Origin of the sequence: Methylomonas defluvii (assembly GCF_033949435.1) — a bacterium.
In the GTDB taxonomy this organism is placed as follows: Bacteria; Pseudomonadota; Gammaproteobacteria; order Methylococcales; family Methylomonadaceae; genus Methylomonas; species Methylomonas defluvii.
Map to the genome: position 1 here is coordinate 574480 of NZ_JAXARY010000001.1, position 24095 is coordinate 598574.

Genomic DNA, 24095 nt, shown 5'->3' on the forward strand with positions numbered 1-24095 from the left:
AATGAAACAGCATTGGCAGCAGGTATTGATTCGTCCGGAAGCGACGTTGCGAGCGACCATCGAGGTGATTGATCGCGCGGCATTGCAGATTGCTTTGGTCGTGGACGACCAAGAAAAACTGCTGGGTGTGGTGACGGATGGCGATATTCGTCGCGCCTTGATTCGCGGCTTATCCCTGGAACATCCGGTTTTCGAGGTGATGAATAAGCGGCCGAAAGTTGCCGCTTTAAATGACAGTAAGACCCAGTTGATTGCCATGATGGAGGGTCATCATCTCTACCAATTGCCGGTTGTCGATGAACAGGGCAGGGTGGTGCGGCTGGAGTCGTTGCAGGCGCTTTACAAGCAGCCGGCATTCCCCAATCCGGTATTTTTGATGGCGGGTGGATTCGGTACCCGTTTGCGTCCCTATACGGACGAATGCCCCAAGCCGCTGTTAGAAATCGGCGGCAAGCCCATTTTGGAAACCATCATCGAGAATTTCGTTAAGTCAGGGTTTCGACAGTTTTATATAGCCGTGCATTACCGAGCGCAGCAAATCAAAGACTACTTTGGAGATGGCGGACGTTGGGGAATTAAGATCGACTATATTGATGAGACCGAACCGATGGGGACTGCCGGCGCAATCGGTTTAATGCCGGACAATTTGCCGGATGTGCCGTTGATTGTGATGAATGGCGATATTCTGACCCAGATCGACTTTTCCAGATTGTTGGCCTATCACAACGAACAGCAAGCGATTGCTACCTTGTGTGTGCGCCAATACGAGTACCAAATTCCTTACGGTGTCGTGAGATTGGAGCAGCAAAGAGTGGTGGGGATTGAAGAAAAACCCTTGCAAAGCTGCTTGGCCAACGCGGGAATTTATGTGCTGGATCACAGTTTGATTAATAGCATCTCAGCCCAGAAAAAGCTGGATATGCCGACCTTATTAAACCAGCAAGTGGCTGCAGGCGAGATAGTCTCTATGTTTCCGGTCAATGACTATTGGTTGGACATAGGACGCGAAGCCGATTTTCTAAGGGCACAGGGCGAATTCGCCAAGTATTTCTGAATGAGAGGGTTAAAGTTCTCCAAATTCGGGCCGATACATCATTCGAGTTTGAAACAAATCTTTTTAATTCAACACAACACAAAATCTTCGAAGCGCTGAACGTTCTCGAAATTTGGAGGGTAACATCATGGCAATGGTAATCAACACAAACGTCAATTCGTTGAACAGTCAACGTTTTTTAAATAAAACCAACGATTCACTGGCGACATCAATGGAGCGTTTGTCTTCGGGTTTGCGGATTAACTCTGCAAAAGACGACGCGGCAGGTTTAGCCATCAGCGATAAAATGACATCGCAAATTCGCGGTATGACCGTAGCAGTGAGAAACGCCAACGACGGCATTTCGATGGCGCAAACAGCTGAATCCGGGATGGGAGCTATTACCGATACATTGCAACGTATGCGTGACCTTGCGGTTCAAGCGGCCAACAGGGCTGCGGTGAGTGGTTCCGACCGGGACAAACTTCAAACCGAATTTAAACAACTGGGCCTTGAGATTAAAAGGATTATTCAGAATACCGAATTTAACGGTAAAAAAATCTTGAATGGCTCATTGGCGGGTGCTAACTTCCAAGTGGGTGCCAATACCACGACAGACAACCAAGTCTCTGTTACTGTTTCTAACTTGGAAAAAGTTAACAGTCTTAGTGCCTTGTTTGGCGCTGCGGGATATTCGATCGGCTCGGGTGCGGCTTCCGCCAAAGTGAGATCGGCAATTTCAGCTATTGATAGTGCGATCAAAAAGATCGATACTTTCAGGTCAACTTTGGGTGCTATTCAAAACAGGTTCACTACTACTGTAGCCAATCTGCAGTCTTCGATAGAAAACCAAAGCGCCGCCAGATCCCGTATCTTGGATGCCGATTTTGCCACAGAGACATCCAATTTGAGCAAAACGCAAATATTGCAACAAGCCGGTACAGCGATGCTGGCTCAGGCTAATCAGTCCGGTCAATCCGTGTTGAGTTTGCTAAGGTAGTTTTGATTGGGGGGTTGCGGACCGTAACCTCCCGTTTAATACGAAAAGCATAAGGTGAATGTCATGAACAGTGAGATTTCAAATGTGTTAAAGCTATCTCCCGTGACTGTTGCTAAAGCTGATAAGCAAACGGATGAAAAATCATTTGCGGGAGCCAGGGTCGAGGCTGACAAGCGTAACCCTGGTATTTCCGCGTTGCAAAATGACTCGACTGTGTCCTCTTCAGTTTCTAATCAAGATCAGGACAAACAGAATGAGGCCAAACCTTCTTTCGATTCGGTAAAAAAAGCGGCGGATAAAGGGAATTCGTTGCTCCAATCGGTTAACCGTAATCTCCAATTCAAAGTAGATGATTCAACCAAGGAATTAGTGGTGAAAGTCGTTGATAGTGAAACGGGTGATGTCGTGCGGCAAATTCCGTCCGAAGAAATGCTGGCGTTTATCAGAAGAATGCAGGAGTTAGATGGCCAACAAGGCTCTATGATTCAGGATCGTGCTTAGTAAGTTAGTCGGATGAGGAGAGTGTCATGAGCATAGTTTCGTCGACGGGTATTGGTAGCGGTATCGATATTGGCACCCTCGTGTCGCAATTGGTGACAGCTGAAGGTCAGCCGGCACTGAATGCGATACAGCGGCAACAAGACACAACGAATACGCGCTTGAGTGGGTTGGGGACCTTGAAAAGCGCGTTGTCCGATTTCCAGACGGTCGTAAGCAAACTTAAAGATGGGAATCTGTTTAAAACGCATAAAGCCGCGTCTGCCGACGAATCTATCCTAAAAGTCGCGGCGGGTGCAGGATCCGTGGCCGGGTCTTATGCCGTCGAAGTTACTCAGTTGGCGAAGGCGCAAAAATCTATTTCGGGGGAGTTTGCCAACTCGGCTGCCACCGTTGGGACTGGATCTTTGACTATCGCAACCACCGCCGGAGCTTCGTTCAATGTGACGGTTGCTTCGGGCAATAACACGTTGCTGGGAATCAGGGACGCTATCAACAACGCTTCCGGCAATACCTCCGTTACCGCAAGTATCGTTAACGTCGACAACTCGACCGGCACCGGCACGATTTCCAAGTTAGTCCTCACAGCCAAAAATTCAGGACTCGCCAACGCATTTACTGTGACGGGTACCGATGACGATGGTAACAACGCCGATACGTCAGGATTGTCACAAATTTTTTCTTCTAATTTGAGCGCTCAGACAACGGCTACCGACGCTATTATCAAAGTCGATGGTCAAACCGCGACACGAAGCACCAATTCCATAACCGATGTCATCCAAGGTCTGACCTTAGATTTGAAATCTGCTCAAGTGGGTACCAAAGTAAACGTCGATGTTAGTTTGGACAATGAGGCTGTCAATAAAACGCTGACAAGTTTCGTCACTGCGTACAACAAGTTACATACCACTTCCAAAGATTTGGGCAAATATGGTGGAGGTACTGGCGGTAGTAGTTCCGGAAATGGTGCGTTAATCGGCGATGCTACCCTGCGTTACGTGACTTCTCAAGTCAGGCAGGATTCGGCAAATCCGGTTTCTTCAGCAACGGGCAACTATAACTCGCTAGCCATGATCGGCATAAAAATAGATAAAGATGGCGTGATGTCATTGGATAGCACGCAGCTTAACACCGCATTGAGTGCCAGTTTACAATCTGTAAGTGACGTGTTTTCGTCGTCTGATGGCGTAGCGACCCGGCTTTATTCAAAATTGGATAACGTATTGCAATCGGGTGGGCCGTTGGATAGTCAGCAAACATCGCTGAAAAAACAATTGTCAGCATTGGATAGCCGTAAAGCCGACGTGCAGGTTAGGCTGGATAATTTGCAAAAGACTTTGCAAAAACAATTCACAGCCATGGACGTCAATGTAGGTAAATTTAAATCAACCGGTTCTTTTCTAAGTAACTGGATCAGCAAATTGTAATGAAGAGGTTTTCCCATGTACGTTGATGCTCATAGAAAAGGCGCTAGACAATACGCAGAGGTCCATACCTCCAGCAATTTTGGCGAGGAATCTCCCCATCGGCTGATTCAAATGTTGATGGAAGGGTTCTTGGCTCGAATCAATTCTGCTAAAGGTGCAATTACTCACGGGGATATGGAAGCGAAAAGTATCTATATATCCAAGGCAATTGGCATAGTTGGTGGTCTGAACGAGGTGCTTGACCTAGAGCAGGGTGGCGAAATTGCCGTCAATCTTCGCCAATTGTACGATTACATCAACTTTCGGCTGTTACAGGCAAGCAGTGAAAACAGCGAGGACATATTAAACGAGGTAACTGTATTGATGAAAGACGTCAAAGAAGCCTGGGATGCGATTGCCTGATGTCTCTTGATTTCCCGGATCCTAATTTCTTGGAGTGGCAGCAACAATTACAAGGTTTTGCCGACAATATCCAAGAGTGCATACTAAAGGCGGAATGGGAGGGTCTGGCTGATATTTTGGATAAAAGGCAAGTTTGTTTAGAACAGTTTTTTGCGGGCGTAGCGTGCTTGCCAGAGCATAAAAAACTACTTGTCAAGCAAGTAGCTCAGTCGATGCTTGAGCAGGATGCGGTTTTTATTTCTTATATCGAAGAGCAAAAGTCGCTCTCGGCTGCTCAGCAATCAGTTTTGGATCGAGGCCGCAAGGCAATGCAGGCTTATAACAGTTACTAAGTCATCTGATTCAGACTTATCCCCGTTTTCCCCCCCCGGGTCATCCCGTTCCAACACACTGTTCAGTGTATCGATATACCCCTTAATTTCTTGAATGTTGTTCTGGCGGCAATGAAATGCCGCTCCTCTGTGTGTTCTTCTAAGGTTCTCAATTGTTTGCCTGATTTCAGCTTGCAGCATTCTTCGACGTTTTTGTAATCCTTTCGTATATTGAAATAGCGATCCTCAAGTTATCTGATATTTATATATATTATTGATTTAATTTAATTTTTTGTATTTTTATTGGGAGTGTTTTGTATGCGGTTCTTCTAGGTAAAGTATTTCGGAGGGGAGAGTCAAAAAAATGTCGTTCTAATTGGCTTAAGGCTGTTTAATTGGCGAAACGGCCTTTGATCGGGTGTGTTTTAGCCGTTCTTGATGATGCTAATAGCGTATTATTTTTTTAATTATTGAATTTAAAAGGGATTTTTATACATTGGCATGAAAAGTGATTAATGTTTAGTGGCGGCAATAATGCCTATTCCATTTAGTATCAACCGGGAGAACGATCATGCCATCATCAATGGTCATCAATACAAACATCGCGTCATTGAATAGTCAGAAGTTTCTGACGCGGACTAACGATAGCCTGCAAATGTCTATGGAGCGCTTATCATCAGGTCTCAGAGTCAACAGTGCTAAAGACGATGCCGCCGGTTTGGCGATTGCCGACCGAATGACATCGCAAATTCGCGGTATGACTGTTGCTATGCGCAATGCCAACGACGGTATCTCCATGGCGCAAACTGCGGAAGCTGGGATGGGCACAATCACTGAAACGTTGCAAAGGATGAGGGATTTAGCAATTCAGGCGGCCAACAGAGCGGCTGTTAGCGGTGAAGATAGGCAAAAGCTTCATACCGAATTTAAGCAATTGGGTGCAGAGGTTAAAAGGATTATTCAAAATACCGAATTCAACGGCAAAAAAATTCTAAACGGTTCTTTAAAGAATGCGAACTTTCAAATTGGAGCTAACACGGCGGCAGACAATCAAATATCGGTTACGGTATCCGATCTGCTGGCTGTGACAAGTTTAAGCGCGCTTTTTGGTAATAAGCATTCAATTGGATCAGCGGCTACCTCGGGAAATGTGCGCTCAGCAATCAACGCTATTGACACGGCAATCAGAAGAATCGATACATTTCGTTCGAATTTAGGTGCAATTCAAAATCGGTTTTCCACCACTATATCGAATCTGCAATCTTCTATTGAAAATCAAAGCTCTGCACGTTCGCGGATCATGGACGCCGATTTCGCTGCCGAAACTGCGAATTTAAGCCGCAGTCAGATTCTGCAGCAGGCCGGTACGGCAATGTTGGCTCAGGCTAATCAGGTAACCCAAGGTGTATTGCAGCTATTGAAATAAAAGTAGCCGCAGTATTTAGTCTGAATTCACGGTGTATTTGAATAAAGGAATGCTAAGCTGATACATCGCTAGTGAGATTCCGTAAACTTTAATCAAGAAGTAGCAAATGGATGATGAACTTGATCAGGTGAGACAATATGACTTAGGGCCAATAAGCGTAAATAATTTTGGTGAAAAATATTTTTTCAACCTGAATAGAAACAGCTTCGATAGAGTGAGTGCTGGAGTATTGTTTGACGCGAAGTTTGGTAAGGATCTGTTTGCCGAAGATACGCTTAATGTGGTTATCGGCACGGATTCAGGGTTATTGCCAAAATACTTGCAAAGCAAGTTTTTACCAAAGGGTACGCGCTACCTCTTCATTGAGCCGGAAGGCGTTTTACAGGCTTTAAAGCAAAACCAATTGCTTGATGGCTTGGATGAGAAGATTCTGTGTGTTGGTTTGGAGCAATGGCCGGAGGCTATTAAAAATTTCAAAATAAACGACTATTTGTATATCAACGCAGTACGCTCCTACAATGCAATTTGTGCGCAAGACGATTATATAGAGGAGTATGCAGAGCTAAGTTGGCATATCACGGAAGTTCTATCGCAACTGCATTGGCAAATTAGCGTCGAGCTGGGTAGCGAGGCGTTTATTGCCAGACAGATTATTAACCTAGCCGATAACCAACGGCCGGCAAAAGTGCTGGAAAAGGCCTTTGTCGATAAGACAGTATTAATTTTGGCGGGTGGTCCCTCGCTTGATGAGGTTTTACCATGGCTCAGATCGCATCGGAACGACGTTGTGGTTTTTGCGGTTTCCAGAATTTCTCGCCAGTTATTACAAGCCAATATCGAGCCGGATTTTGTGTTTTCGGTGGATCCGACTGATCTGAGCTTTGATATCAGCAAGGAAATGCTCGAGTTCAGCAGCAAACCGATTTTTGTCTATTCCTACCACACTGTCCCCACTTTAGTTAACCAATGGCACGGTCTTGGGTTCTATCTTGGTCCGCGACTACCTTGGCCGTCGCCACTGAATGTAGCGAATATTGGCAGTGCGGGTCCGACGGTGACCAATACTGCGCTGAGCGTGGCGTATCATTTTGGCTTCAAAAGAATAGTGCTCGCCGGCGTAGACTTATGCTTCACCAAAGAAGGCTTCACGCATGCCAGCGGTAGCGACGAGCAACTGGCCGGGCCACGCTTTAATTTGACATCGTTGCAAGTAGAGACAAATGCCGGATTTATGGCGCCTACTAGTTGCGACTTTTCACAGGCTATTCTCTCGCTGGGTTTTCAGGCGAAACAGTTGTCTGGCATGGGATGTCGGATTTTCAATATTTCCGGTGGTTCTGCCAAAGTCGAAAATATCGAGTATTTACCCATATCCGAAATTGAATTTGGGGGTGGCTCCATTAATGTGGCTGAAATCGTAGCCGAGCGCGTTAGCGAATCCGCTGAACATAGTAAATATCACAAACAAATTCTTGATGAATTGGGGCGCGCCCAATTTCAGATCAAAGGAATTGCCCGTCTGGCGGAGAATGCGCGCCGTATCAACGACGAGATGTATAGTGCCGATGGGGTCATTGGAAACTATAAGGATAAAAAAAGACTGGATCAGATCGAGAAGAAGTTTAAGCGTGAACATAGGCATTACAGCAAGTTGGTAAAAAGCTTTGGTATCAGAAGTTTTATAAAGTTGACGAAGGCATTTAACGATGAGGCGTGGAGTGCTGAAGAAGCCAAGCAACTTGGCAATGTTTTCTACGATGCTTACCGGGAAGGTGCGGCGAAATTGATGTGTTTGTTGGATGACGCTGTTGAAAGAGTTAAGGCCAGGCAACAGGAATATGCGGATGTGCCGGATTTTGGTTTGATAATGGAGCAATATCGAAAAGACAGAAGTTTTGGGCGCGCAAGATTTTGGAAAGCTACTGCCGCTGAGGTGCCGGTAGATGTTCGGGCTCAATTTGCCGATTTTGAAAAACGCTTCTTAGATATTGTTCATGATAAACATACTCGGCATTTTGCGAAGGCCAAAAGCCAGGGAAATCTTTCAAGTCTAAAGCAAAGGGCGGGCTTGTTATTCAAGCATAAAAAAATCGAAGAATTGAGTGATTTGCTGATTAGTCTGAGTAAGCATCAGGATCAGCAGGCGGTTGAGCCGTATCGCCATTTGATTACTGGTTACTTGGCCGAATTGCAACACGCATCGGCCCAGGCGCTGGATGCATATCGACAAATTGTTGACGGTGGTGGTGTGTTGGTAGAGCAGGCTCTGATAAGAATTGCGGATATCGGTATCGATAGCGATGACGCTCATACCGCCAATTTAGCGTTACAGTGTTTGTCGCAATTGAATCCCGTCTACTTACCCTTATATGCGGAAATGCAAAGGCTGCATGGCGATGTGATGGTAGCTATAGACGCCTACAATAATTACATCGGCCAATTCCCCAGCGATACGTTGGCGCAAATAAAATTGGCTAACTTGTATACGGAGCAAGGAATCTATGATGCGGCTATCATGATGCTGGATTATATTTTGGCTCAAAAACCTGATCTGGAAGTTGCTCTCACCATGAAGGCTGCGTTGGTTTCCGCTGGATTTTAACTGCGGATGTGGTGCTGTGTGGTCTCGGGCTATTTTTAAAGGGTCAAACTTTTTTCAATATCAATTCCAAAACCAATTTACTGCCGAAATAGGCTAATAATAATGAAGTAAAGCCTATGAGGGTCCACTGAATTGCGCTTTGCCCACGCCAGCCATAGCGAATCCTGCCGAACAATAGTGCGGAAAAAATTATCCAGGCCAGTATCGATAATACGGTTTTATGAACCAAATGCTGCGCAAATAAATCCTCTACGAAAAAGAAGCCGGTGACCAAGGACGCGGTCAAAAACAGTAATCCCGTTGCAATCATTTGAAACAACAGTGATTCCATGGCTTGCAAAGGTGGTAAAGCCAACATAAAGCGTTTGGGGTGGCGATGACGCAATTGTTGATCCTGAACGGCCAATAAAATGGCTTGTAAGGCAGCGATATTTAATAGACTGAATGCCAATATCGATGTCAGTATGTGAGTGCTCATCTGCCAATTGTGGTTCACAATTAGGCGTGGCGTAGCTGGGTAATGAATATCTAAAGCCAGCATGGCTGCAGCGACTGGAAAAATCAACACGCCCAGTTTTGCCACAGGTTTGTCCAGCGAGGCAATTAACAGCAGAAGGCAAATAACCAAGCCTGCCAGCGATGCGGTACTGAAAAAACTGAAGTTGAATCCGTCATGGTTTTGTACGTTTAAGACGGTGTAGGCGCAATGCAAGCCTGCGCCAAGCCAAGCCAGTTGCATGGATAGCCGGTGCTGTTTGGCGCCAAAAATTTCTTTAACGATCAATGTTGCGGCAATCGCATAGCTTAATATCGAAAATAGGCCGGCGGGTGTGGTGTACATGGCGATGGCAGGGGAATAATCAAAAGGTGTTGCGATACGGTTATGTTAAACTAAGCAGACCAATTGTTGTAATCCGTTTGTGTTGGCAGACATCCGCCGGAACCCTAGAAAAATAAAGACGCAGCTATGTTTGATAATTTATCTGATCGCCTCAGTGGCACACTAAAAAAAATTAAAGGCCAAGGTCGTCTGACCGAGAGCAATATCCAGGACACCATGCGCGAAGTAAGAATGGCTTTGCTGGAAGCCGATGTTGCTTTGCCGGTGGTGACCGATTTTATCGATCAAGTTACTCAGCGCGCGTTGGGTCAGGAAGTGCAAACCAGTTTGACGCCTGGGCAGGCAATGATCAAAGTGGTGCAGTCCGAGCTGGTCAAGGTGATGGGTTCGGCTAACGAAGAGCTGAATCTACGGATCAACCCGCCGGCAATCGTATTGATGGCAGGTCTTCAGGGCGCGGGTAAAACGACTACGGTGGCAAAATTAGGTCGCCATCTAAAAGAAAAGAAAAAGAAAAAAGTCGGGGTGGTTAGTGTTGACGTTTATCGTCCTGCCGCGATTAAGCAATTGGAGACGTTGGCCGCCGATGTTGGATTAAAATTTTTCGAAAGCGATGTCAGCGAAAATCCTGTCGATATTGTCAACAGGGCTATAGATGCAGCAAAGCGCCAATTTTTAGATGTGGTAATTGTCGACACCGCCGGACGTTTGCATGTCGATGACGAGATGATGGCAGAGATCAAAGCTTTGCACGCCGCAATCAAGCCGATTGAGACCTTATTTGTGGTTGATAGTATGACCGGTCAAGATGCTGCAAACACTGCCAAGGCTTTTCATGATGCCTTGCCATTGACCGGTGTCATTCTGACCAAGGCCGACGGCGACGCGCGTGGCGGAGCGGCGCTTTCCATTCGGCATATAACCGGTAAGCCGATTAAGTTTATCGGTGTCGGCGAAAAAACCGATGCCTTAGAGCCTTTCTATCCTGATCGGTTGGCCTCGCGTATTCTCGGTATGGGCGATATGTTGTCGCTGATTGAGAATATCGAGCAAAATGTCGACAAAAAAAAGGCCGAGCAATTAGCCAAAAAGCTGCAAAAAGGCAAAAGCTTCGATTTGAACGATCTGAAGGAGCAGCTTGAACAAATGCAGAATATGGGCGGGCTTGGCGCGATGATGGATAAGCTGCCGGGTATGGGTGGAGTGCCCAAAGATATTAAGGATAAAGTCAACGACAAAGATCTGGCGCATCAGATTGCCGTAATCAACTCAATGACCAAACAAGAGCGGCGTTTTCCCGATCTGATTAAAGGCGGTCGGAAACAGCGTATCGCCGATGGTTGCGGCTTGGATTTGCAAGCTGTAAATCGTGTGTTGAAGCAGCATCAAATGATGGAAAAGATGATGAAAAAATTCAGCAAGGGTAATATTGCCAACATGATGCGCGGTTTGAAGAGCAATATGCGCGGCATGAGAATGTGATTATCGTAATTTGTCCTTCACTTATTGTAAAAATCGCGTAGAATAGTTTGATTAAGTTTTTTGATTCAATGTTATTTAAGGTATCCAAATGGTAAGCATTCGTTTGTCCAGAGGCGGCGCTAAGAATCGTCCTTTCTATCATGTTGTTGTTACCGACAGCAGAAGCAGTCGCGATGGTCGTTATATCGAGCGCGTAGGTTTCTTTAATCCGTTGGCTCGCGGTGGTGAGCAAAGATTGGTTTTGGATAGCGAACGCGTCCAATATTGGAAAGCCAATGGCGCCCAACCAACTGACCGCGTCGCTAGATTGATTAAAGACGCCGATAAAGTAGCCGCTTAATTTTAGCTTTGTCAGAAGGGGATTTTTTGAACGTTGGCCAAGTGTCCGGCGTTTTTGGTGTAAAAGGATGGGTAAAAGTCTATTCCTTCACCGATCCCCGTGAAAACATATTGCAGTATTCTCCATGGATTCTGCGAAAAAATAGCCACTTCCAAGAAGTTAAATTGCTTGGAGGTCGGCGGCAAGGCAGTTTGGTCGTCGCAGAGTTGCAAGATATTACTGACAGAGATGTCGCAGCAGGGTTGATGGGCGCGGATATTTTGATTCGCAAGCAACAACTACCCAAAGCGAGCGATGGCGAATATTATTGGGCGGATCTGATTGGGCTGGAAGTACGCAATTTAGAGGGTTGCCAATTAGGCAAAGTTGATCATTTGTTGGAAACCGGTGCTAACGATGTTCTGGTCGTAGTTGACGGGGAGTTAGAGCGTCTGATTCCGTTTTTGCAGCAGAGTACTGTTTTAAAAATTGATCTTGACGAAGGCTTGATTCTCGTCGATTGGGATCCGGACTTTTAACTAAAGGCATGCGTTTTGATGTTATCAGTCTCTTCCCTGAGATGGTATCCCATGCCGCTAGTTACGGAGTAACCGGCAGGGCGATTGAACGAGGCTTGGTCGGTTTGTCGGTTTGGAATCCCCGCGATTACACGCTCGATAAACACCGGACCGTCGATGATAGACCTTATGGTGGCGGGCCGGGAATGGTCATGAAATGCCAACCTTTGCTCGACGCAGTGGATGCAGCCAAACAGCATAATGTTTTGGTTAACCGCAAAGTAATTTGCTTGAGTCCGCAGGGGCGTTTGCTTAGTCAAGAGTTGTTACTGGACGCGAGTTGCTATGATCAATTGATCCTTGTATCCGGGCGCTATGAAGGTATAGACGAGCGTTTTATCCAGCATGCTTGCGACGAAGAATGGTCGCTGGGCGATTATGTCATCAGCGGTGGCGAGCTGGCAGCCTTGATAGTAATCGACGCGGTTACCAGGTTAATTCCTGGCGTACTTGGTGACGATGAATCTGCTAAACAAGATTCGCATTTTGATGGACTGTTGGATTGCCCGCATTACACGCGACCCGAGCATAGCGATATTGGTGACGTCCCTGATGTGTTGCTCGGCGGAAATCACGCCGACATCAAGCGGTGGAGGATGAAACAAGCGTTGGGGCGGACTTGGTCGAGGCGGCCGGATATGCTTGAAAAAGTAACATTAAGCGCAGAGCAGGATGCTTTGTTGAAAGAATTTAGAACTGAAGTTGTTTAATAGGGTGTGGTTATGAGTAAAATTATTGAAGAATTGGAAGCTGAACAGCTGAAAAAAGATGTACCGGAATTCGGACCTGGCGACACTGTCGTGGTGCAAGTTAGAGTAACTGAAGGCACGCGGGAAAGGTTACAGGCTTTTGAAGGCATTGTGATTGCAAAACGTAATCGCGGTTTGAATTCAGCATTTACTGTCAGAAAAATTTCGCATGGCGTGGGTGTTGAGCGTGTTTTCCAAACTCACAGTCCATCAGTTGGCAGTATCGAAGTAAAACGTCGCGGTGACGTTCGTCGCGCTAAACTTTATTATCTGCGCGATTTGGCTGGTAAAGCCGCTCGTATCAAAGAGAAACTTTCTTAATACGCTGCAATCTGGTTCGTTTATAGCGAATCAGGTAATGAGAAAAGGCGGCCTGCTCAGCTGCCTTTTTTTTTGCCGATAGCAAAAGAGAGATGTGATGCCTTTACATATCGTTTGGCAAAATGTTGCGGATGGTGAAGAGTCCCTGCTCGCCGTGCCACTACTCAATGCGGAATTGATATTAACCATGGCTGGTGAAATCATTACGGATGCATCTTGGCACGTTGGCGGAGAGTTAACTAAGACTTTGTCACCACATGCTGTTAGTGTGCAAAGTTATCTGTTAAACCCGATGCAAACCGAACTGCATGTTACCTTGCTAAGCCAGGGTAGCGTGTACGCTAATACGGTTTGGAGTGCGTTATTGGCTATTCCCATCGGGCAAGTGGAAACATATTCGGGGTTGGCGGAAACGCTGGGTTCAGGACCTAGAGCAATAGCGGGGGCTTGCCGAAATAACCCTTATGCCGGGATTATCCCGTGTCATCGGGTGGTGGCAAAGCGTGGCATCGGCGGTTTTATGGGGCAGGCCGATGGCGAGTTTGTGGCGCTTAAACACCGTTTACTCGAGTACGAGCGTGGTTTGGGATTGGACAGGGAATGAATTCGGCGCAGACCATAGAGGCATTCTTAAACGCATTGTGGCTGGAATTCGGATTAAGCGACAATACGCTATCGGCTTACGGCAGCGATCTTAAATTGTTTGCGAAGTGGCTGAAGGATAAGGATATAACCGCTGTTGACGACACGACGATCAAGAGTTTTTTGGCTAACCGACAGCAACAAGGTATAACCAGCCGTTCGTCGGCCAGAATTGTCTCTTGTTTGCGGCGCTTTTACGGTTATTTGCTGCGCGAAGGTAAGATTAATATCGATCCTACCCAATTAATAGACTCGCCACAGCTTGGCCGCACGTTGCCTGATTCATTGTCAGAAACCGACGTCGAATTATTGTTAAATGCTCCGGAAGTTGCCGACAAGTTGGGTTTCAGGGATAGAACGATGCTCGAAATGCTTTACGCCACAGGGCTGCGGGTGTCCGAGTTAGTCGAACTCAAGTTTAGCCAAATTAATTTTCGGCAAGGTTGTGTGCGCATCGTCGGTAAAGGCGATAAGGAACGCCTGGTGCCGGTTGGTGAAGAAGCCATGGATTGGGCGGAACGTTATCTGAATACTGCCAGACAAGCAATCCTGGGAAATAGGCAAAGCGACTATTTGTTTGTTACCACCCGGGGCACTTCTATGACCAGACAGGCTTTTTGGCACATTATCAAACGCTATGCTGTGCGGGCAGGTATCGATAAACATTTGTCGCCGCATACGCTGCGTCATGCGTTTGCCACGCATTTATTGAATCATGGCGCTGACCTTAGAGTGGTTCAGCTACTGCTCGGCCACTCGGATTTATCCACTACCCAAATTTATACGCATATTGCCCAACACCGTTTGAAAGTATTACATACCCAACATCATCCAAGAGGCTAACCATGACTGCATCGATTCATCCCACCGCTTTTATCGAAACCGGCGCCATGTTTGGAGAAAACGTCAGCGTTGGCCCGTTTGCGGTGATAGAGGCGGGTGCGGTAATTGGCGCGAATAGTCGAATAGGTGCGCATGCCGTAGTGCATGCGCATGTCAAAATGGGCGACGGTAATGTGTTACACCCGCACGCTGTACTAGGCGGCTTACCTCAAGATTTGGGGTTTGATGCGCAAACCGAGTCGTGGCTAGAGATTGGGGACAATAACGTATTTCGAGAAGGATTTACCGCCCATAGGGCTACAGTAGCTGGCAGCGCTACCAGGATCGGTTCAGGTTGCTATTTCATGAACAACAGCCACGTTGCCCATGATTGCGCGGTTGGTGACAAAACGATTTTTGCCAATAATGTGGCGATTGGCGGTCATGTAGAGGTGGGGCATAACGTGTTTATGGGCGGGGCGGTAGTTGTGCATCAATTTTGCCGGATCGGCGCTTATGCTATTGTGCAAGGCACTACGGGGATCAACATGGACGTGATCCCGTTTATGCTGATAGGTGGCCGGCCCGCGAAACATTATCGGCTCAACATAGTGGGCTTACGGCGAGCCGGTATAGTAGGTGAGAATTACAAAGTGCTTTCCGCCGCGTTCAGATTGTTGAAAAATAAAAAAAGCCTCGAAGAATTGCAATCTACCGAAGAGCTGCAATACTTAAGGCGTTGGCTGGCGGTCGATTCCAAGCGTGGATTACACGGATTTATCGATGTTACCAACTGAATTCAATAGTCAGGGGCAATGCCGTAGGAATTTAACAAATTAGTTCCGGAGGTCAAAGTGGCAAGCCAGTCAGCTAACAGACAGCAAGATTTATCATGAAAATACAAGTAATCGATAACATCGACCAAATCCAGCCACTGATGTTGATGGCGGAAGCGGATGTTGCGTTTTATTCGGATGAGATCCAAGCTCTTAATGCTGCCGAACAGCTCCAACCCAACATCATTTTGCTGAATTTTGCGTTGCGCGGTAGCCAAACGCCCGACTATACCAACTTGTTATTGGCGGCCAGTCCGACCAGTAATATCGTGATCATCGGCGATGACTTGCATGAAGAGCAAATTCTGCACTGCGTGTTGGCCGGCGCCAAGGGCTATCAGAATAGTCAGTCGCTGGCGGCCTATATCAACAGAATGATCCACGCAGTCGCTACCGGCGAGGCTTGGTTGAGCCGTAAGATCGTTGCTTATCTTCTGGATGCCATCCACCGGAATTATTCGCTGCAAGCAAGCAGCTAAAAGTGTAAACCAGCCTCGAAATAAAAAGTTTGTCCGGCGATGGGCAAATTATAAGGATAACTGGAGGTAGCCGGTTCTTTGCCGTGGCTATCGAACAGGTTCCGAGCCGATGCCGTCAGATCCAGATATCCCATCAGTTTTTTCGCATTTAAAGTTAGGTCGACCGTTTCATAATCTTTTAAAACTCGCGTATCTTCCGGACTGCTAAGGCGGTGACCTATCCAGTTAATTTGGGTTTGAATCTGCCATTTCGGCATAAAATTCCAGGCGAGTGCGGTGTAAACATGATGCTCGGGGACATTGCTAACCCGGGTGTGCGTCGCTTCGCTGCGTGCAAATTGCCAAGCGTAGTTGCCGCGTAGATTCCAATCTGCGTGAAACTTCCAATCCCATTCAAACTCGCTGCCATAGCCGTCTTGACCTGACGTGTTACGCTCGGTTAGCGTGCCGGCGCCGGAAATCGGGCCGCTAATCAAATCGCGGATCTCATAATGGTACAAATTCAACGCGGTTCTCAGATTTTTCGTTGGACGATAATCGAATGCCAGCTCGGTAGTTGAGATGGTTTCCGGGCTCAAAGACGGGTTGCCAAGGAAAAGCGGACTGTTTTGCTGATATTGTTCTACGAAGCTTGGCGCTCTGTAAGCTTGTCCATAGAGCAATTTAGCAGTCAATTCAGAATTGATGTTCCAGACCAACGCAGCGCGGGGGTTCAATGTGCCGCCAAAGTCGGAATAGTGGTCAAAGCGCAAACCGGTGGTCAGGTGCCAGTCCTTGGCAAATTGCCATTCGTCTTGTATCGCCGCGGACCAGATGTCGCGATGATGGTCGTCAATGAATGTGAGAGGGGTTCCAGTTAAGTCTTGTAAACCGCCGGCAACATTGATGGCGGGAAATGCCGATAGCCCGGACCCGTTGATAACACCTACGCCGTAATTGCGCGCTTCCTGAGTGTTCATCTCCTCATAGCGGAAGCCGGCGATCATGCGGATTAAATGATCGGAAAAGCCTTTGTAAATACTGGTTAACTCAAAACTGGGTACAGTATTTTTAAAACCGGCGACAAAGCGTAGCCCCTCTGGAAATAGCACCAAGCCCCTAGTCGATGCCAACTGCTCGGTGACGTTGCCGTCCGCGCCAATTGGTAATATTGCACCGGCTGGAAAACCGTATATATCGGCTGAGACGTCAGTATGCAGAAAGCTGGCGTGGGCTTGCAGTTCCCAGTTCTCTATATCATCCTCGGTCGAATAACGCACATCAGCCAGATAGCTGGAGCCATTACCCTTGCCTTTGTTATCCAGGGCGCCGAATGTGCCGGAGCGAAACCCGTAATCGCTTTCGTTAAAAGCCCAAAATCCCAAATCCCAATGTTTGCGCTGTAAACTGAGATGGCCGTTCCAGCGTTCGTTTTGGGTTTGCATGGGGCCGGGAGCGAGCGATATATTCGTTCCCAACGCTTGGTCGACTTGGGTTTGCGCGTCGGCAGTGATGATTCGCTCGGGATCGACCCCGTTATGGCTATATTGCAGGCTACCCGCCACATCCCAGCCTTGCCATTTACCGCCGTATTGGCCCCAAGTGCTTTTCGTATCGGCATTGCCGCCGCGTGCGCCGACCGTGACACCATCAATATCCGCGGCCTTTTTGGTGACGATATTAATCACCCCCGCGAAGGCGTCCGCCCCGTATAGCGCGGAGCCCGGCCCGCGAATCACCTCGACACGTTGAATATTTTCGACGGGAATAATCATTCCCGCCATATGCGTACCCTGGTAGGGCACGGAGAAACGTGTGCCGTTGAGCATCAGCAAGACTTCGGCATTGGTTTCATTGCGCATGCCGCGCATCGTGTAACTATAGTCGTTAGTCACCGGTTGGATCGTAACATGCATGCCAGGTACGGTTTCCAGCACCTCGTGCAGATCGGTAGCGCCCATCGTGGCAATTTGCTCGGCGGTGATAACGGTGGTCACCGCTGCCGATTGCGATACCGATTTGGCGGTACCCGAGGCAATACTCACTGAGATATTAGCTAATTCCGCTGGCGATAAATCCAGAAAATCGTTGACGGTTTGGTCGGCATAGGCCTGCTGACCAATGAGGCTAAGGACTAGAGAGTGTTTGAAAAGCCGCTTCTTCACTGTTTTCAGCATAGGATTTCTCATAATTCCCGCAGGGGTACCGGCTTGGCAATACCGTAGCCTTGCGCGTAATTCACTCCCAAGGTTTGTAGTAGATCGAAAATACTCTGGTTTTCCACAAATTCGGCGATGGTTTTTTTGCCCATCACGTGGGCCACCTCATTGATCGCTTTAACCATAGTCAAATCCACCCGATCATCCAGTATGTCTTTTACAAACAGCCCGTCTATCTTTAAATAATCGACCGGTAGGTTCTTTAGGTAAGCGAAAGACGATAGGCCACTGCCAAAATCATCCAGGGAGAACGAGCAGCCTTTTTGGCGCAGCGAATCGATAAATTGCCGGGCATAGGAAAGATTGCTAATGGCGGCCGTTTCGGTGATTTCGAAACAAATCTTGTGGGTGGGTATCTGCCATTTGCGGAATTGCTCGTCGATAAAGCCCAGCATGGCTTGGTCCGACAGCGACAAACCGGACAGATTGACCGAACACATTTCCAGACGGTCCAGAAAGCCTGGTGTCGTTGCCAAGTGCTCGAACAAACGGGAGATCACCCAACGATCTAAAGGCGAAGCCATATTGTAGCGTTCTGCGGCAGGTAGAAAAGCACCGGGCGGAATCACCTTATCTTGATCGTCTCGGTAGCGGATTAAGGTCTCGAAATGCAGACCACCACGATTAGCGGCTATGGGTACGATCAATTGACCGAACAGCTGGAAGCGGTCTCGCTCGATTCCCAGGCGGATTTTTTCCACCCATTGCATTTCGCCTTGGCGCAGCGTGAGTTCTTCGTCGTCCGGACTGAATATATGTACTCGGTTGCGGCCTTTTTCCTTGGCGGCATAACAGGCGGCATCGGCTTCTTTCAATACATCAACAGCATTGCCGCAGGCGCGATTGATCGGGGCGATACCAATACTTACGCCGATATTGAAACTGCGATTTTCCCAGGCAAATTGGAAGTCGCATACCGCATTACGTAACTTTTCGCCGGTGATGATGGCTTGTTCCAGAGAACAATACGACATCAGGATGCCAAACTCGTCGCCGCCCAGTCTAGCCAATATGTCCATTCTGCGTACTTGTTGGCGCAGTACTTCGCCGAGTTGCCGTAGTAGCTCGTCGCCCGCCAGATGGCCGCAGGTATCGTTGACGATTTTGAATTGATCCAGATCCAAATAACACAAAACGTGATGGCTGTCGTTGGCTTGCGCCTCCAACACCAAGTTTTGAATATGGATGTCGAATTGGCGGCGGTTGACTAGGCCGGTCAATTCGTCGTGGCTGGCCTGATAAGCGATTTTTTCCGAGAGGCGTCGGGTTTCGGTAATGTCTTCGCAAACCAGCAACAGGTGCGAACGATTGTTTTCGTCTTTCACCAGACGCGCGGTTTCCCTGGCCCAGATGATGTTGCCGTTGCGGCAGATGATGCGGCTTTCCAGCTTATGTACTTGTTCGGGATGATTACGGCAGATTTGGAAGAACTGGTTGCAGTTGCCTATATCTTCGGGATGGGCGAAGTTGAAAATAGAGCAGCCTTGCAGTTCTTCAACGCTCAAACCCAGCTGGCGGGCGCCGAAGCGGTTTACCGAGATGATTTGCCCTTGCATATCCAGGTTAAACACCATGGTCGGGTTGTTGTCGTACAAGGCCTGGAAGTTATTTTTGACACTAATCAAGGCTTTGTTTTGAATCTCCACGGTATCCAGCATACCGTTGAACGCATCGACCAAAATGCCCATTTCATCATTGCTGTGCTTGGCTGCGCGCAAGGAATAGTCGTGTTCCTGGCTGACTTTCTGCGCGGTTTTAGCCAGTTGGGCGATGGGTTTCGCCACCCGGTTTAATAAGGGGGCAGTCAGCAAAAAGGTAATGGATAAAGCCACAAACAATACAATCAGCACCACACCGATAAATTGCAGTTCTCGCCAGAAGGCCGCACTGAGGTCGGAGGATAGAAAAATTCCGCCGACAATTTCGTCATCCAGGCGCATGGGCTGATAAACATAAAGGTTGAGTTTATCGAAATAATTACGCAAGCCATGCGATACGATCGGGCAGGTGGCGGATTGCTTGTCCAGCGAGGTGAACAGCTGACCTCTTTTGGTGTAAACGCACGCGCTGCGCAAATCAGGGAGATTATTCAAGGACACCAAGTTTTCCTTGGCCAAATTGGCGTCGTCGAACATCACTGCAGCCACACTTCGGTTGGCGATCAGGCTGGCTACGGCGATTAAGTCGCTTTGGGCCTTGCGCTTTACTTCGGTGACGTTCACCGTTACCAAAATCACCAAGGCCAACAGCATGGAAAATAGGCTGGAGGTTATGGCGATGCTGAACAATTTGCCTTTGATGGATAGCCGCGAGAAGAATCTACTCATGCTCGCCCCCCTCCACCAGCGTGGCAACTTCGATGAGTTTGGCGCTGACGTTAAAACCGCTTTGCTTCAAAGCCTTGAGGTTAAGGTGCAGTTTGACTTTGCCGTCGTCGAGTGCAAAGCCGATCATGCCGCCGGATTCGGCAAAAAACGGCTCACTACTGACCGTCAGTGATTTTTTCAGCGATCCGACCAGTAATACACCGGGTAAAGCAAGGTCCGCCCGCTGTTCGGGATTGTCGAAATAGACGATGTCGCAATCTTTCGCCTGTTTGGGCGCATCGAATTTGAACAAGCGAATCGGTTTTTCCTGAACGGTCTTGCTCTCCAGCGGGCTCAGCAGACTGCCGAAAGGGTCGTGGCCGATGATACAGATATTAAAGGTGGGGCTGGCTTTTTCCGGCCAAGTGATGAATTTGGTGAAGTTATAGAGATAGGCAGCCTTGACCTTATATTCCAGGTTCAGTTCGTCTGCCGACGACGGCTGACTGACAACGCAACATAGGATTACCCACTTTACGAGCTCAAAAGCGCGCCGCAACGACAATGCGTCATCAGTGGAAAAGACGGAAACCAAGGTTATTCCCTACCGGATAAAATCATCAGGCAAGGATAGTTGAAAAATTATCGGTTGCTGAAAAATCCCCGCAAGGCCCGAATCATATAGGCATGGTCGAGTACGCCGGCACTTTCGCGAATGCTGTGCATGGCCCACATAGGGGAGCCGACATCGACACTGCGGATGCCTAATTTCGCCGACGCTATCGGGCCTATCGTACTGCCGCAAGGTAGGTCGCCGTGATGCGCGTATTTTTGATAAGGCACGCCGGCTTGCTGGCAAACGCGGATGAAAGTCGCCTCTGAAATGCATTCGGAGGCATAACGATGGTTAACATTTACCTTGATGACCGGCCCGTGGTTGACGATAACTTTGTGGCCGGGTTCGTAGGCACCGGGAAAGTTGGGTTGATAGGCATGCGCCATATCCGCGCTAACCATAAAACTATTAGCTAGCGAACGCCGGTAGTCGTCCGGGTTACTGCCTACCGCATTGGCGATACGCTCAAGCACATCCGGCAGGAAACTGCCGGCCGCGCCTTTGCAGCTTTCGCTGCCTATTTCCTCGTGATCGAAAAACGCACAGACCAACGTGCTGTCGGTATCCAGTGTCGGCGCATCCAGCAAAGCCGTCAGTCCGGCATGGCAAGACGCTAAATTATCCAATTGGCTATCGGCATAAAACAGCTGCCCGTCACCCCACAGAGTGCCTTTTTGGGTGTCGTAGGCATTGAGCTCCCAACTTAAAATTCGCTCGGCGGCAATGTTGCCGGCTTGTTCCAGCAATTGCCGAAACCGGTCGGCCGGTAATTGTTGCTCGACACTGGCCGAGAAAATGAGTGGCAACTCACTTTGTTTTTTTAGCTTCAGGCCGTCTTCGTTGACGCCGCGGTTCATATGAATCGCCAGATTCGGCAGACGCAGCAACGGTTCTTCGAAGCGCAGCAGCCGGCTGGCAATGTTGCCGTTTTTATCCAGGTAGGCAATACGGCCTGCCAGACTCAGATCACGGTCAGTAAACGTAGCGAGAATCGGGCCACCGTATACTTCAACAGCCAAACGCAACAGATTGTCCGAGTCGAGCAGCGGCTGCGGTTTGACGCGCAGCCCCGGCGAATCGGTATGGGCGCCAAGTATTTTGAAGCCGGTTTTCGCCAAGGCTTGTTTACCGATGACGAATGCGGCAATTGAAGAATCGTCTCTGATCACATAGTAGCGCCCGCCGCTAGCCAATGACCATGCATCGCTTTCCTGGATGCGTTGGAATTGATGCGCCTGCAATCGTCCTTCTATGCTGGCAACCGCATGCCAAGGGCTGGGGCTGGCGTCGATGAAGTCCAGCAAATCTTGCACTTGTTGCTGAGCGGAGATCATGATTTTTCCAGTGTCAGCGCCACGGAATTAATGCAATAGCGCAGGCCTGTTGGTTGCGGTCCGTCTTCGAATACATGGCCAAGGTGAGCGCCACAGGACTGGCAGGTCACTTCAATTCGCCGCATGCCGTGGCTGTTATCGGGGTGCTGATCCAGGCTTTCCGAGCTCAGCGGATTCCAAAAACTGGGCCAGCCGCAGCCGGAATGGAATTTATGTTCAGAAGTAAACAGGGCGTGACCGCAGCAGACACAGCGGTACACGCCGGCTTCGTCACAATCGGTATATTTGCCGGTAAAGGGCGGCTCGGTACCTTTTTCCCGGCAGACATGATATTGCTCGGGAGTTAGCTTCTCGCGCCAGGCTTGTTCAGTATCGTGTTTCTCGGTCATGGTAGTGTTCCGCATGCTGTAATTAGTGGGCATTGTACCCAGTCTACCTCGGCATCAAAAGCAATCAAAAGCCGGGAATATTTCAGTTCATTGCATCAGGAGGTCCTAATGTTCTTGAGCCGTAAGGTTTTGAAGCATATAACACCACTATAAAAATAATTAATATGCAGAGTGTGTTCATCTAAACAGCAGCGAGGAGAAGGTCATGGCAAGAATTGTAGTGTTGGGTGCGGGGATCGGCGGTGTGCCGATGGCTTACGAAATGAAGGAAACAGTGGGGAATGCGCATGAAGTCGTGGTGATTTCCGATTCGCCGACTTTCCACTTTGTGCCGTCCAATCCCTGGGTGCCGCCGAAATGGCGCAAACCGGAGGATTTGAAAATCGAGCTGGCGCCGGTGATGGCGAAAAAAGGCATCAACTTCATTCAAAAGGCCGCGACCAAAGTCGATCCGGCCAACAACAAAATTGATCTGGCGGATGGCTCTTCGGTTGAATACGACTATTTGATTATCGCAACTGGTCCACGCCTGGCCTTCGATGAAGTACCGGGTTTGGGGCCGCACGGTGGGCATACCTCGTCGGTCTGCCATGTCGATCATGCTGCATTGGCTGCCGAGGATTGGGACAAATTTATGGCCGATCCCGGTCCAATTGTGGTTGGCGCGGTGCAAGGAGCGTCCTGTTTCGGCCCGGCTTACGAATATCTGATGATTCTGGAAACCGAACTGCGTAAACGCAAAATCCGCGACAAAGTGCCGATGACTTTTGTCACCTCCGAGCCATATATCGGCCACCTGGGCCTCGGCGGGGTCGGCGACACCAAGGGTTTGCTGGAAAGTGCGCTGCGCGACAAAACCATTAAATGGATCACCAACGCTAAAGTCGACAAAATCGAAGCCGGCATGATGTATGTCACCGAAGTGGATGAAGACGGTAACGACAAGAAAAAACATGAAGTGCCGTTCAAGCATTCCATGATGCTGCCGGCGTTTACCGGCGTAGATGCGGTGCGCCATTGCGGCGCGGAAGGTTTGACCAATCCGCGGGGATTCGTGATCGTAGATCAACATCAACGTAATCCCACCTACAAAAACATTTACTCGGTCGGGGTCTGCATCGCCTTGCCGCCGGTGGAGAAAACCCCGGTGCCGACCGGTACCCCTAAAACCGGTTACATGATCGAATCCATGGTGACGGCTACCGCCCACAACATCCGCGACGAACTAGCCGGCAAACAGCCGTCGGACATGCCGAGTTTAAGCGCTTTGTGCCTGGCGGACTTGGGCGACACCGGCGTGGCGTTCTTGGCCGTGCCGCAAATCCCGCCCCGAAATACCACTTGGTCCAACCATGGCAAATGGGTGCATCTGGCCAAAATCGGTTTTGAGAAATACTTCATGCGCAAGATTAAAAACGGCATCAGCGAACCATTTTATGAACGCATGATCTTGAAATTCCTCGGCGTGGTGCGTTTGAAATAGC

24 protein-coding genes are annotated in these 24095 nt (G+C 48.5%); 18 read left to right on the plus strand and 6 right to left on the minus strand.

Going from position 1 to position 24095, the window contains the following annotated elements; translation table 11 throughout:
- The first annotated feature begins 1 nt into the window (after nucleotide 1).
- From QLH52_RS02660 to QLH52_RS02695, 8 genes are all read left to right on the plus strand, one after another.
- Entirely contained in the window at nucleotides 2-1054 is a 1053-nt protein-coding gene (locus QLH52_RS02660; RefSeq protein ID WP_033157181.1) for a nucleotidyltransferase family protein, read from the plus strand.
- A gap of 127 nt (nucleotides 1055-1181) precedes the next feature.
- Complete coding sequence (locus tag QLH52_RS02665; protein WP_020484854.1) at nucleotides 1182-2033, plus strand: flagellin domain-containing protein; 852 nt, start codon at nucleotides 1182-1184, stop codon at nucleotides 2031-2033.
- A 63-nt stretch (nucleotides 2034-2096) separates the two neighbouring features.
- Nucleotides 2097-2534, plus strand: coding sequence for a flagellar protein FlaG (locus QLH52_RS02670; RefSeq protein ID WP_033157180.1), 438 nt, complete (start codon nucleotides 2097-2099; stop codon nucleotides 2532-2534).
- A gap of 26 nt (nucleotides 2535-2560) precedes the next feature.
- Complete coding sequence (fliD, locus tag QLH52_RS02675; RefSeq protein ID WP_033157179.1) at nucleotides 2561-3958, plus strand: flagellar filament capping protein FliD; 1398 nt, start codon at nucleotides 2561-2563, stop codon at nucleotides 3956-3958.
- 15 nt (nucleotides 3959-3973) lie between these two features.
- The gene (fliS, locus tag QLH52_RS02680; RefSeq protein ID WP_026602079.1) at nucleotides 3974-4360 is read left to right on the plus strand and encodes a flagellar export chaperone FliS; all 387 of its coding nucleotides are present in this window, start codon (nucleotides 3974-3976) and stop codon (nucleotides 4358-4360) included.
- Nucleotides 4360-4692 (plus strand): hypothetical protein, encoded by a 333-nt coding sequence (locus tag QLH52_RS02685; RefSeq protein ID WP_319960454.1) that lies wholly within the window; start codon nucleotides 4360-4362, stop codon nucleotides 4690-4692. Before fliS ends, QLH52_RS02685 begins: the two co-directional genes overlap by 1 nt.
- A 550-nt stretch (nucleotides 4693-5242) precedes the next feature.
- The gene (locus QLH52_RS02690) at nucleotides 5243-6097 is read left to right on the plus strand and encodes a flagellin N-terminal helical domain-containing protein (RefSeq protein WP_033157177.1); all 855 of its coding nucleotides are present in this window, start codon (nucleotides 5243-5245) and stop codon (nucleotides 6095-6097) included.
- 106 nt (nucleotides 6098-6203) lie between these two features.
- Entirely contained in the window at nucleotides 6204-8699 is a 2496-nt protein-coding gene (locus QLH52_RS02695; RefSeq protein WP_319960455.1) for a 6-hydroxymethylpterin diphosphokinase MptE-like protein, read from the plus strand.
- Nucleotides 8700-8742: 43 nt separating this feature from the next.
- On the opposite strand, the gene QLH52_RS02700 is transcribed toward QLH52_RS02695, so the two are convergent.
- Nucleotides 8743-9540 (minus strand): cytochrome C assembly family protein, encoded by a 798-nt coding sequence (locus QLH52_RS02700; protein WP_319960456.1) that lies wholly within the window; start codon nucleotides 9538-9540, stop codon nucleotides 8743-8745.
- 126 nt (nucleotides 9541-9666) lie between these two features.
- On the opposite strand from QLH52_RS02700, the gene ffh reads away from it, so the two are divergent.
- The 9 genes from ffh (at nucleotide 9667) to QLH52_RS02745 (ending at nucleotide 15768) form a co-directional block, all read left to right on the plus strand.
- Nucleotides 9667-11022, plus strand: a complete 1356-nt coding sequence (ffh, locus tag QLH52_RS02705; RefSeq protein ID WP_033157174.1) for a signal recognition particle protein — start codon at nucleotides 9667-9669, stop codon at nucleotides 11020-11022.
- Nucleotides 11023-11110: 88 nt separating this feature from the next.
- Complete coding sequence (gene rpsP / locus QLH52_RS02710) at nucleotides 11111-11362, plus strand: 30S ribosomal protein S16 (RefSeq protein ID WP_319960457.1); 252 nt, start codon at nucleotides 11111-11113, stop codon at nucleotides 11360-11362.
- Nucleotides 11363-11388: 26 nt separating this feature from the next.
- Nucleotides 11389-11880: a ribosome maturation factor RimM gene (gene rimM, locus QLH52_RS02715; protein WP_319960458.1), complete on the plus strand. Its 492-nt coding sequence runs from the start codon at nucleotides 11389-11391 to the stop codon at nucleotides 11878-11880.
- An 8-nt stretch (nucleotides 11881-11888) separates the two neighbouring features.
- On the plus strand, nucleotides 11889-12629 hold the full coding sequence (gene trmD, locus QLH52_RS02720) for a tRNA (guanosine(37)-N1)-methyltransferase TrmD (RefSeq protein WP_319960459.1): 741 nt from the start codon (nucleotides 11889-11891) through the stop codon (nucleotides 12627-12629).
- A gap of 12 nt (nucleotides 12630-12641) precedes the next feature.
- A complete protein-coding gene (rplS, locus tag QLH52_RS02725; protein ID WP_020484866.1) occupies nucleotides 12642-12989 on the plus strand; it encodes a 50S ribosomal protein L19 in 348 nt (115 codons plus the stop codon).
- Between the two features lie 97 nt (nucleotides 12990-13086).
- Nucleotides 13087-13593: a methylated-DNA--[protein]-cysteine S-methyltransferase gene (locus tag QLH52_RS02730; RefSeq protein ID WP_319960460.1), complete on the plus strand. Its 507-nt coding sequence runs from the start codon at nucleotides 13087-13089 to the stop codon at nucleotides 13591-13593.
- Entirely contained in the window at nucleotides 13590-14474 is an 885-nt protein-coding gene (gene xerD, locus QLH52_RS02735; RefSeq protein WP_319960461.1) for a site-specific tyrosine recombinase XerD, read from the plus strand. Before QLH52_RS02730 ends, xerD begins: the two co-directional genes overlap by 4 nt.
- A 2-nt stretch (nucleotides 14475-14476) precedes the next feature.
- The gene (gene lpxA, locus QLH52_RS02740; RefSeq protein ID WP_319960462.1) at nucleotides 14477-15250 is read left to right on the plus strand and encodes an acyl-ACP--UDP-N-acetylglucosamine O-acyltransferase; all 774 of its coding nucleotides are present in this window, start codon (nucleotides 14477-14479) and stop codon (nucleotides 15248-15250) included.
- A 95-nt stretch (nucleotides 15251-15345) separates the two neighbouring features.
- Complete coding sequence (locus tag QLH52_RS02745; protein WP_205453398.1) at nucleotides 15346-15768, plus strand: transcriptional regulator; 423 nt, start codon at nucleotides 15346-15348, stop codon at nucleotides 15766-15768.
- Here the strand turns inward: QLH52_RS02745 and QLH52_RS02750 are convergent.
- The 5 genes from QLH52_RS02750 to msrB are packed head-to-tail and all read right to left on the minus strand — an operon-like array spanning nucleotide 15765 to nucleotide 22611.
- Entirely contained in the window at nucleotides 15765-17924 is a 2160-nt protein-coding gene (locus tag QLH52_RS02750) for a TonB-dependent receptor plug domain-containing protein (protein ID WP_319960463.1), read from the minus strand. The two genes, QLH52_RS02745 and QLH52_RS02750, sit on opposite strands and share 4 nt — an antisense overlap.
- An 8-nt stretch (nucleotides 17925-17932) precedes the next feature.
- Nucleotides 17933-20293 carry an EAL domain-containing protein gene (locus QLH52_RS02755; protein ID WP_319960464.1) on the minus strand — a complete coding sequence of 787 codons (2361 nt, stop codon included), beginning with the start codon at nucleotides 20291-20293 and terminating at the stop codon, nucleotides 17933-17935.
- Entirely contained in the window at nucleotides 20286-20867 is a 582-nt protein-coding gene (locus QLH52_RS02760; RefSeq protein ID WP_101051784.1) for a YfiR family protein, read from the minus strand. Before QLH52_RS02760 ends, QLH52_RS02755 begins: the two co-directional genes overlap by 8 nt.
- A 47-nt stretch (nucleotides 20868-20914) precedes the next feature.
- On the minus strand, nucleotides 20915-22222 hold the full coding sequence (locus QLH52_RS02765; protein ID WP_101051783.1) for a M18 family aminopeptidase: 1308 nt from the start codon (nucleotides 22220-22222) through the stop codon (nucleotides 20915-20917).
- Nucleotides 22219-22611, minus strand: a complete 393-nt coding sequence (gene msrB / locus QLH52_RS02770; protein ID WP_205453401.1) for a peptide-methionine (R)-S-oxide reductase MsrB — start codon at nucleotides 22609-22611, stop codon at nucleotides 22219-22221. The genes QLH52_RS02765 and msrB overlap by 4 nt, the downstream gene beginning before the upstream one ends.
- 205 nt (nucleotides 22612-22816) lie before the next feature.
- Here msrB and QLH52_RS02775 point away from each other — a divergent pair, with 205 nt between their 5' ends.
- Entirely contained in the window at nucleotides 22817-24094 is a 1278-nt protein-coding gene (locus tag QLH52_RS02775) for an NAD(P)/FAD-dependent oxidoreductase (protein ID WP_101051781.1), read from the plus strand.
- The last annotated feature ends 1 nt before the right edge of the window (nucleotide 24095 follow it).

What these genes read in the sequence shown, in the direction of transcription:
- ffh (WP_033157174.1), top strand. Translation starts at nt 9,667, where the DNA reads ATGTTTGATAATTTATCTGATCGCCTCAGTGGCACACTAAAAAAAATT.
- fliD (WP_033157179.1), top strand. Translation starts at nt 2,561, where the DNA reads ATGAGCATAGTTTCGTCGACGGGTATTGGTAGCGGTATCGATATTGGC.
- QLH52_RS02670 (WP_033157180.1), top strand. Translation starts at nt 2,097, where the DNA reads ATGAACAGTGAGATTTCAAATGTGTTAAAGCTATCTCCCGTGACTGTT.
- QLH52_RS02695 (WP_319960455.1), top strand. Translation starts at nt 6,204, where the DNA reads ATGGATGATGAACTTGATCAGGTGAGACAATATGACTTAGGGCCAATA.
- QLH52_RS02765 (WP_101051783.1), bottom strand. Translation starts at nt 22,222, where the DNA reads ATGATCTCCGCTCAGCAACAAGTGCAAGATTTGCTGGACTTCATCGAC.
- QLH52_RS02755 (WP_319960464.1), bottom strand. Translation starts at nt 20,293, where the DNA reads ATGAGTAGATTCTTCTCGCGGCTATCCATCAAAGGCAAATTGTTCAGC.
- rpsP (WP_319960457.1), top strand. Translation starts at nt 11,111, where the DNA reads ATGGTAAGCATTCGTTTGTCCAGAGGCGGCGCTAAGAATCGTCCTTTC.
- msrB (WP_205453401.1), bottom strand. Translation starts at nt 22,611, where the DNA reads ATGACCGAGAAACACGATACTGAACAAGCCTGGCGCGAGAAGCTAACT.
- QLH52_RS02685 (WP_319960454.1), top strand. Translation starts at nt 4,360, where the DNA reads ATGTCTCTTGATTTCCCGGATCCTAATTTCTTGGAGTGGCAGCAACAA.
- xerD (WP_319960461.1), top strand. Translation starts at nt 13,590, where the DNA reads ATGAATTCGGCGCAGACCATAGAGGCATTCTTAAACGCATTGTGGCTG.
- QLH52_RS02665 (WP_020484854.1), top strand. Translation starts at nt 1,182, where the DNA reads ATGGCAATGGTAATCAACACAAACGTCAATTCGTTGAACAGTCAACGT.
- QLH52_RS02750 (WP_319960463.1), bottom strand. Translation starts at nt 17,924, where the DNA reads ATGCTGAAAACAGTGAAGAAGCGGCTTTTCAAACACTCTCTAGTCCTT.
- fliS (WP_026602079.1), top strand. Translation starts at nt 3,974, where the DNA reads ATGTACGTTGATGCTCATAGAAAAGGCGCTAGACAATACGCAGAGGTC.
- QLH52_RS02700 (WP_319960456.1), bottom strand. Translation starts at nt 9,540, where the DNA reads ATGTACACCACACCCGCCGGCCTATTTTCGATATTAAGCTATGCGATT.
- trmD (WP_319960459.1), top strand. Translation starts at nt 11,889, where the DNA reads ATGCGTTTTGATGTTATCAGTCTCTTCCCTGAGATGGTATCCCATGCC.
- QLH52_RS02730 (WP_319960460.1), top strand. Translation starts at nt 13,087, where the DNA reads ATGCCTTTACATATCGTTTGGCAAAATGTTGCGGATGGTGAAGAGTCC.
- QLH52_RS02775 (WP_101051781.1), top strand. Translation starts at nt 22,817, where the DNA reads ATGGCAAGAATTGTAGTGTTGGGTGCGGGGATCGGCGGTGTGCCGATG.
- lpxA (WP_319960462.1), top strand. Translation starts at nt 14,477, where the DNA reads ATGACTGCATCGATTCATCCCACCGCTTTTATCGAAACCGGCGCCATG.
- QLH52_RS02660 (WP_033157181.1), top strand. Translation starts at nt 2, where the DNA reads ATGAAACAGCATTGGCAGCAGGTATTGATTCGTCCGGAAGCGACGTTG.
- rplS (WP_020484866.1), top strand. Translation starts at nt 12,642, where the DNA reads ATGAGTAAAATTATTGAAGAATTGGAAGCTGAACAGCTGAAAAAAGAT.
- QLH52_RS02745 (WP_205453398.1), top strand. Translation starts at nt 15,346, where the DNA reads ATGAAAATACAAGTAATCGATAACATCGACCAAATCCAGCCACTGATG.
- QLH52_RS02690 (WP_033157177.1), top strand. Translation starts at nt 5,243, where the DNA reads ATGCCATCATCAATGGTCATCAATACAAACATCGCGTCATTGAATAGT.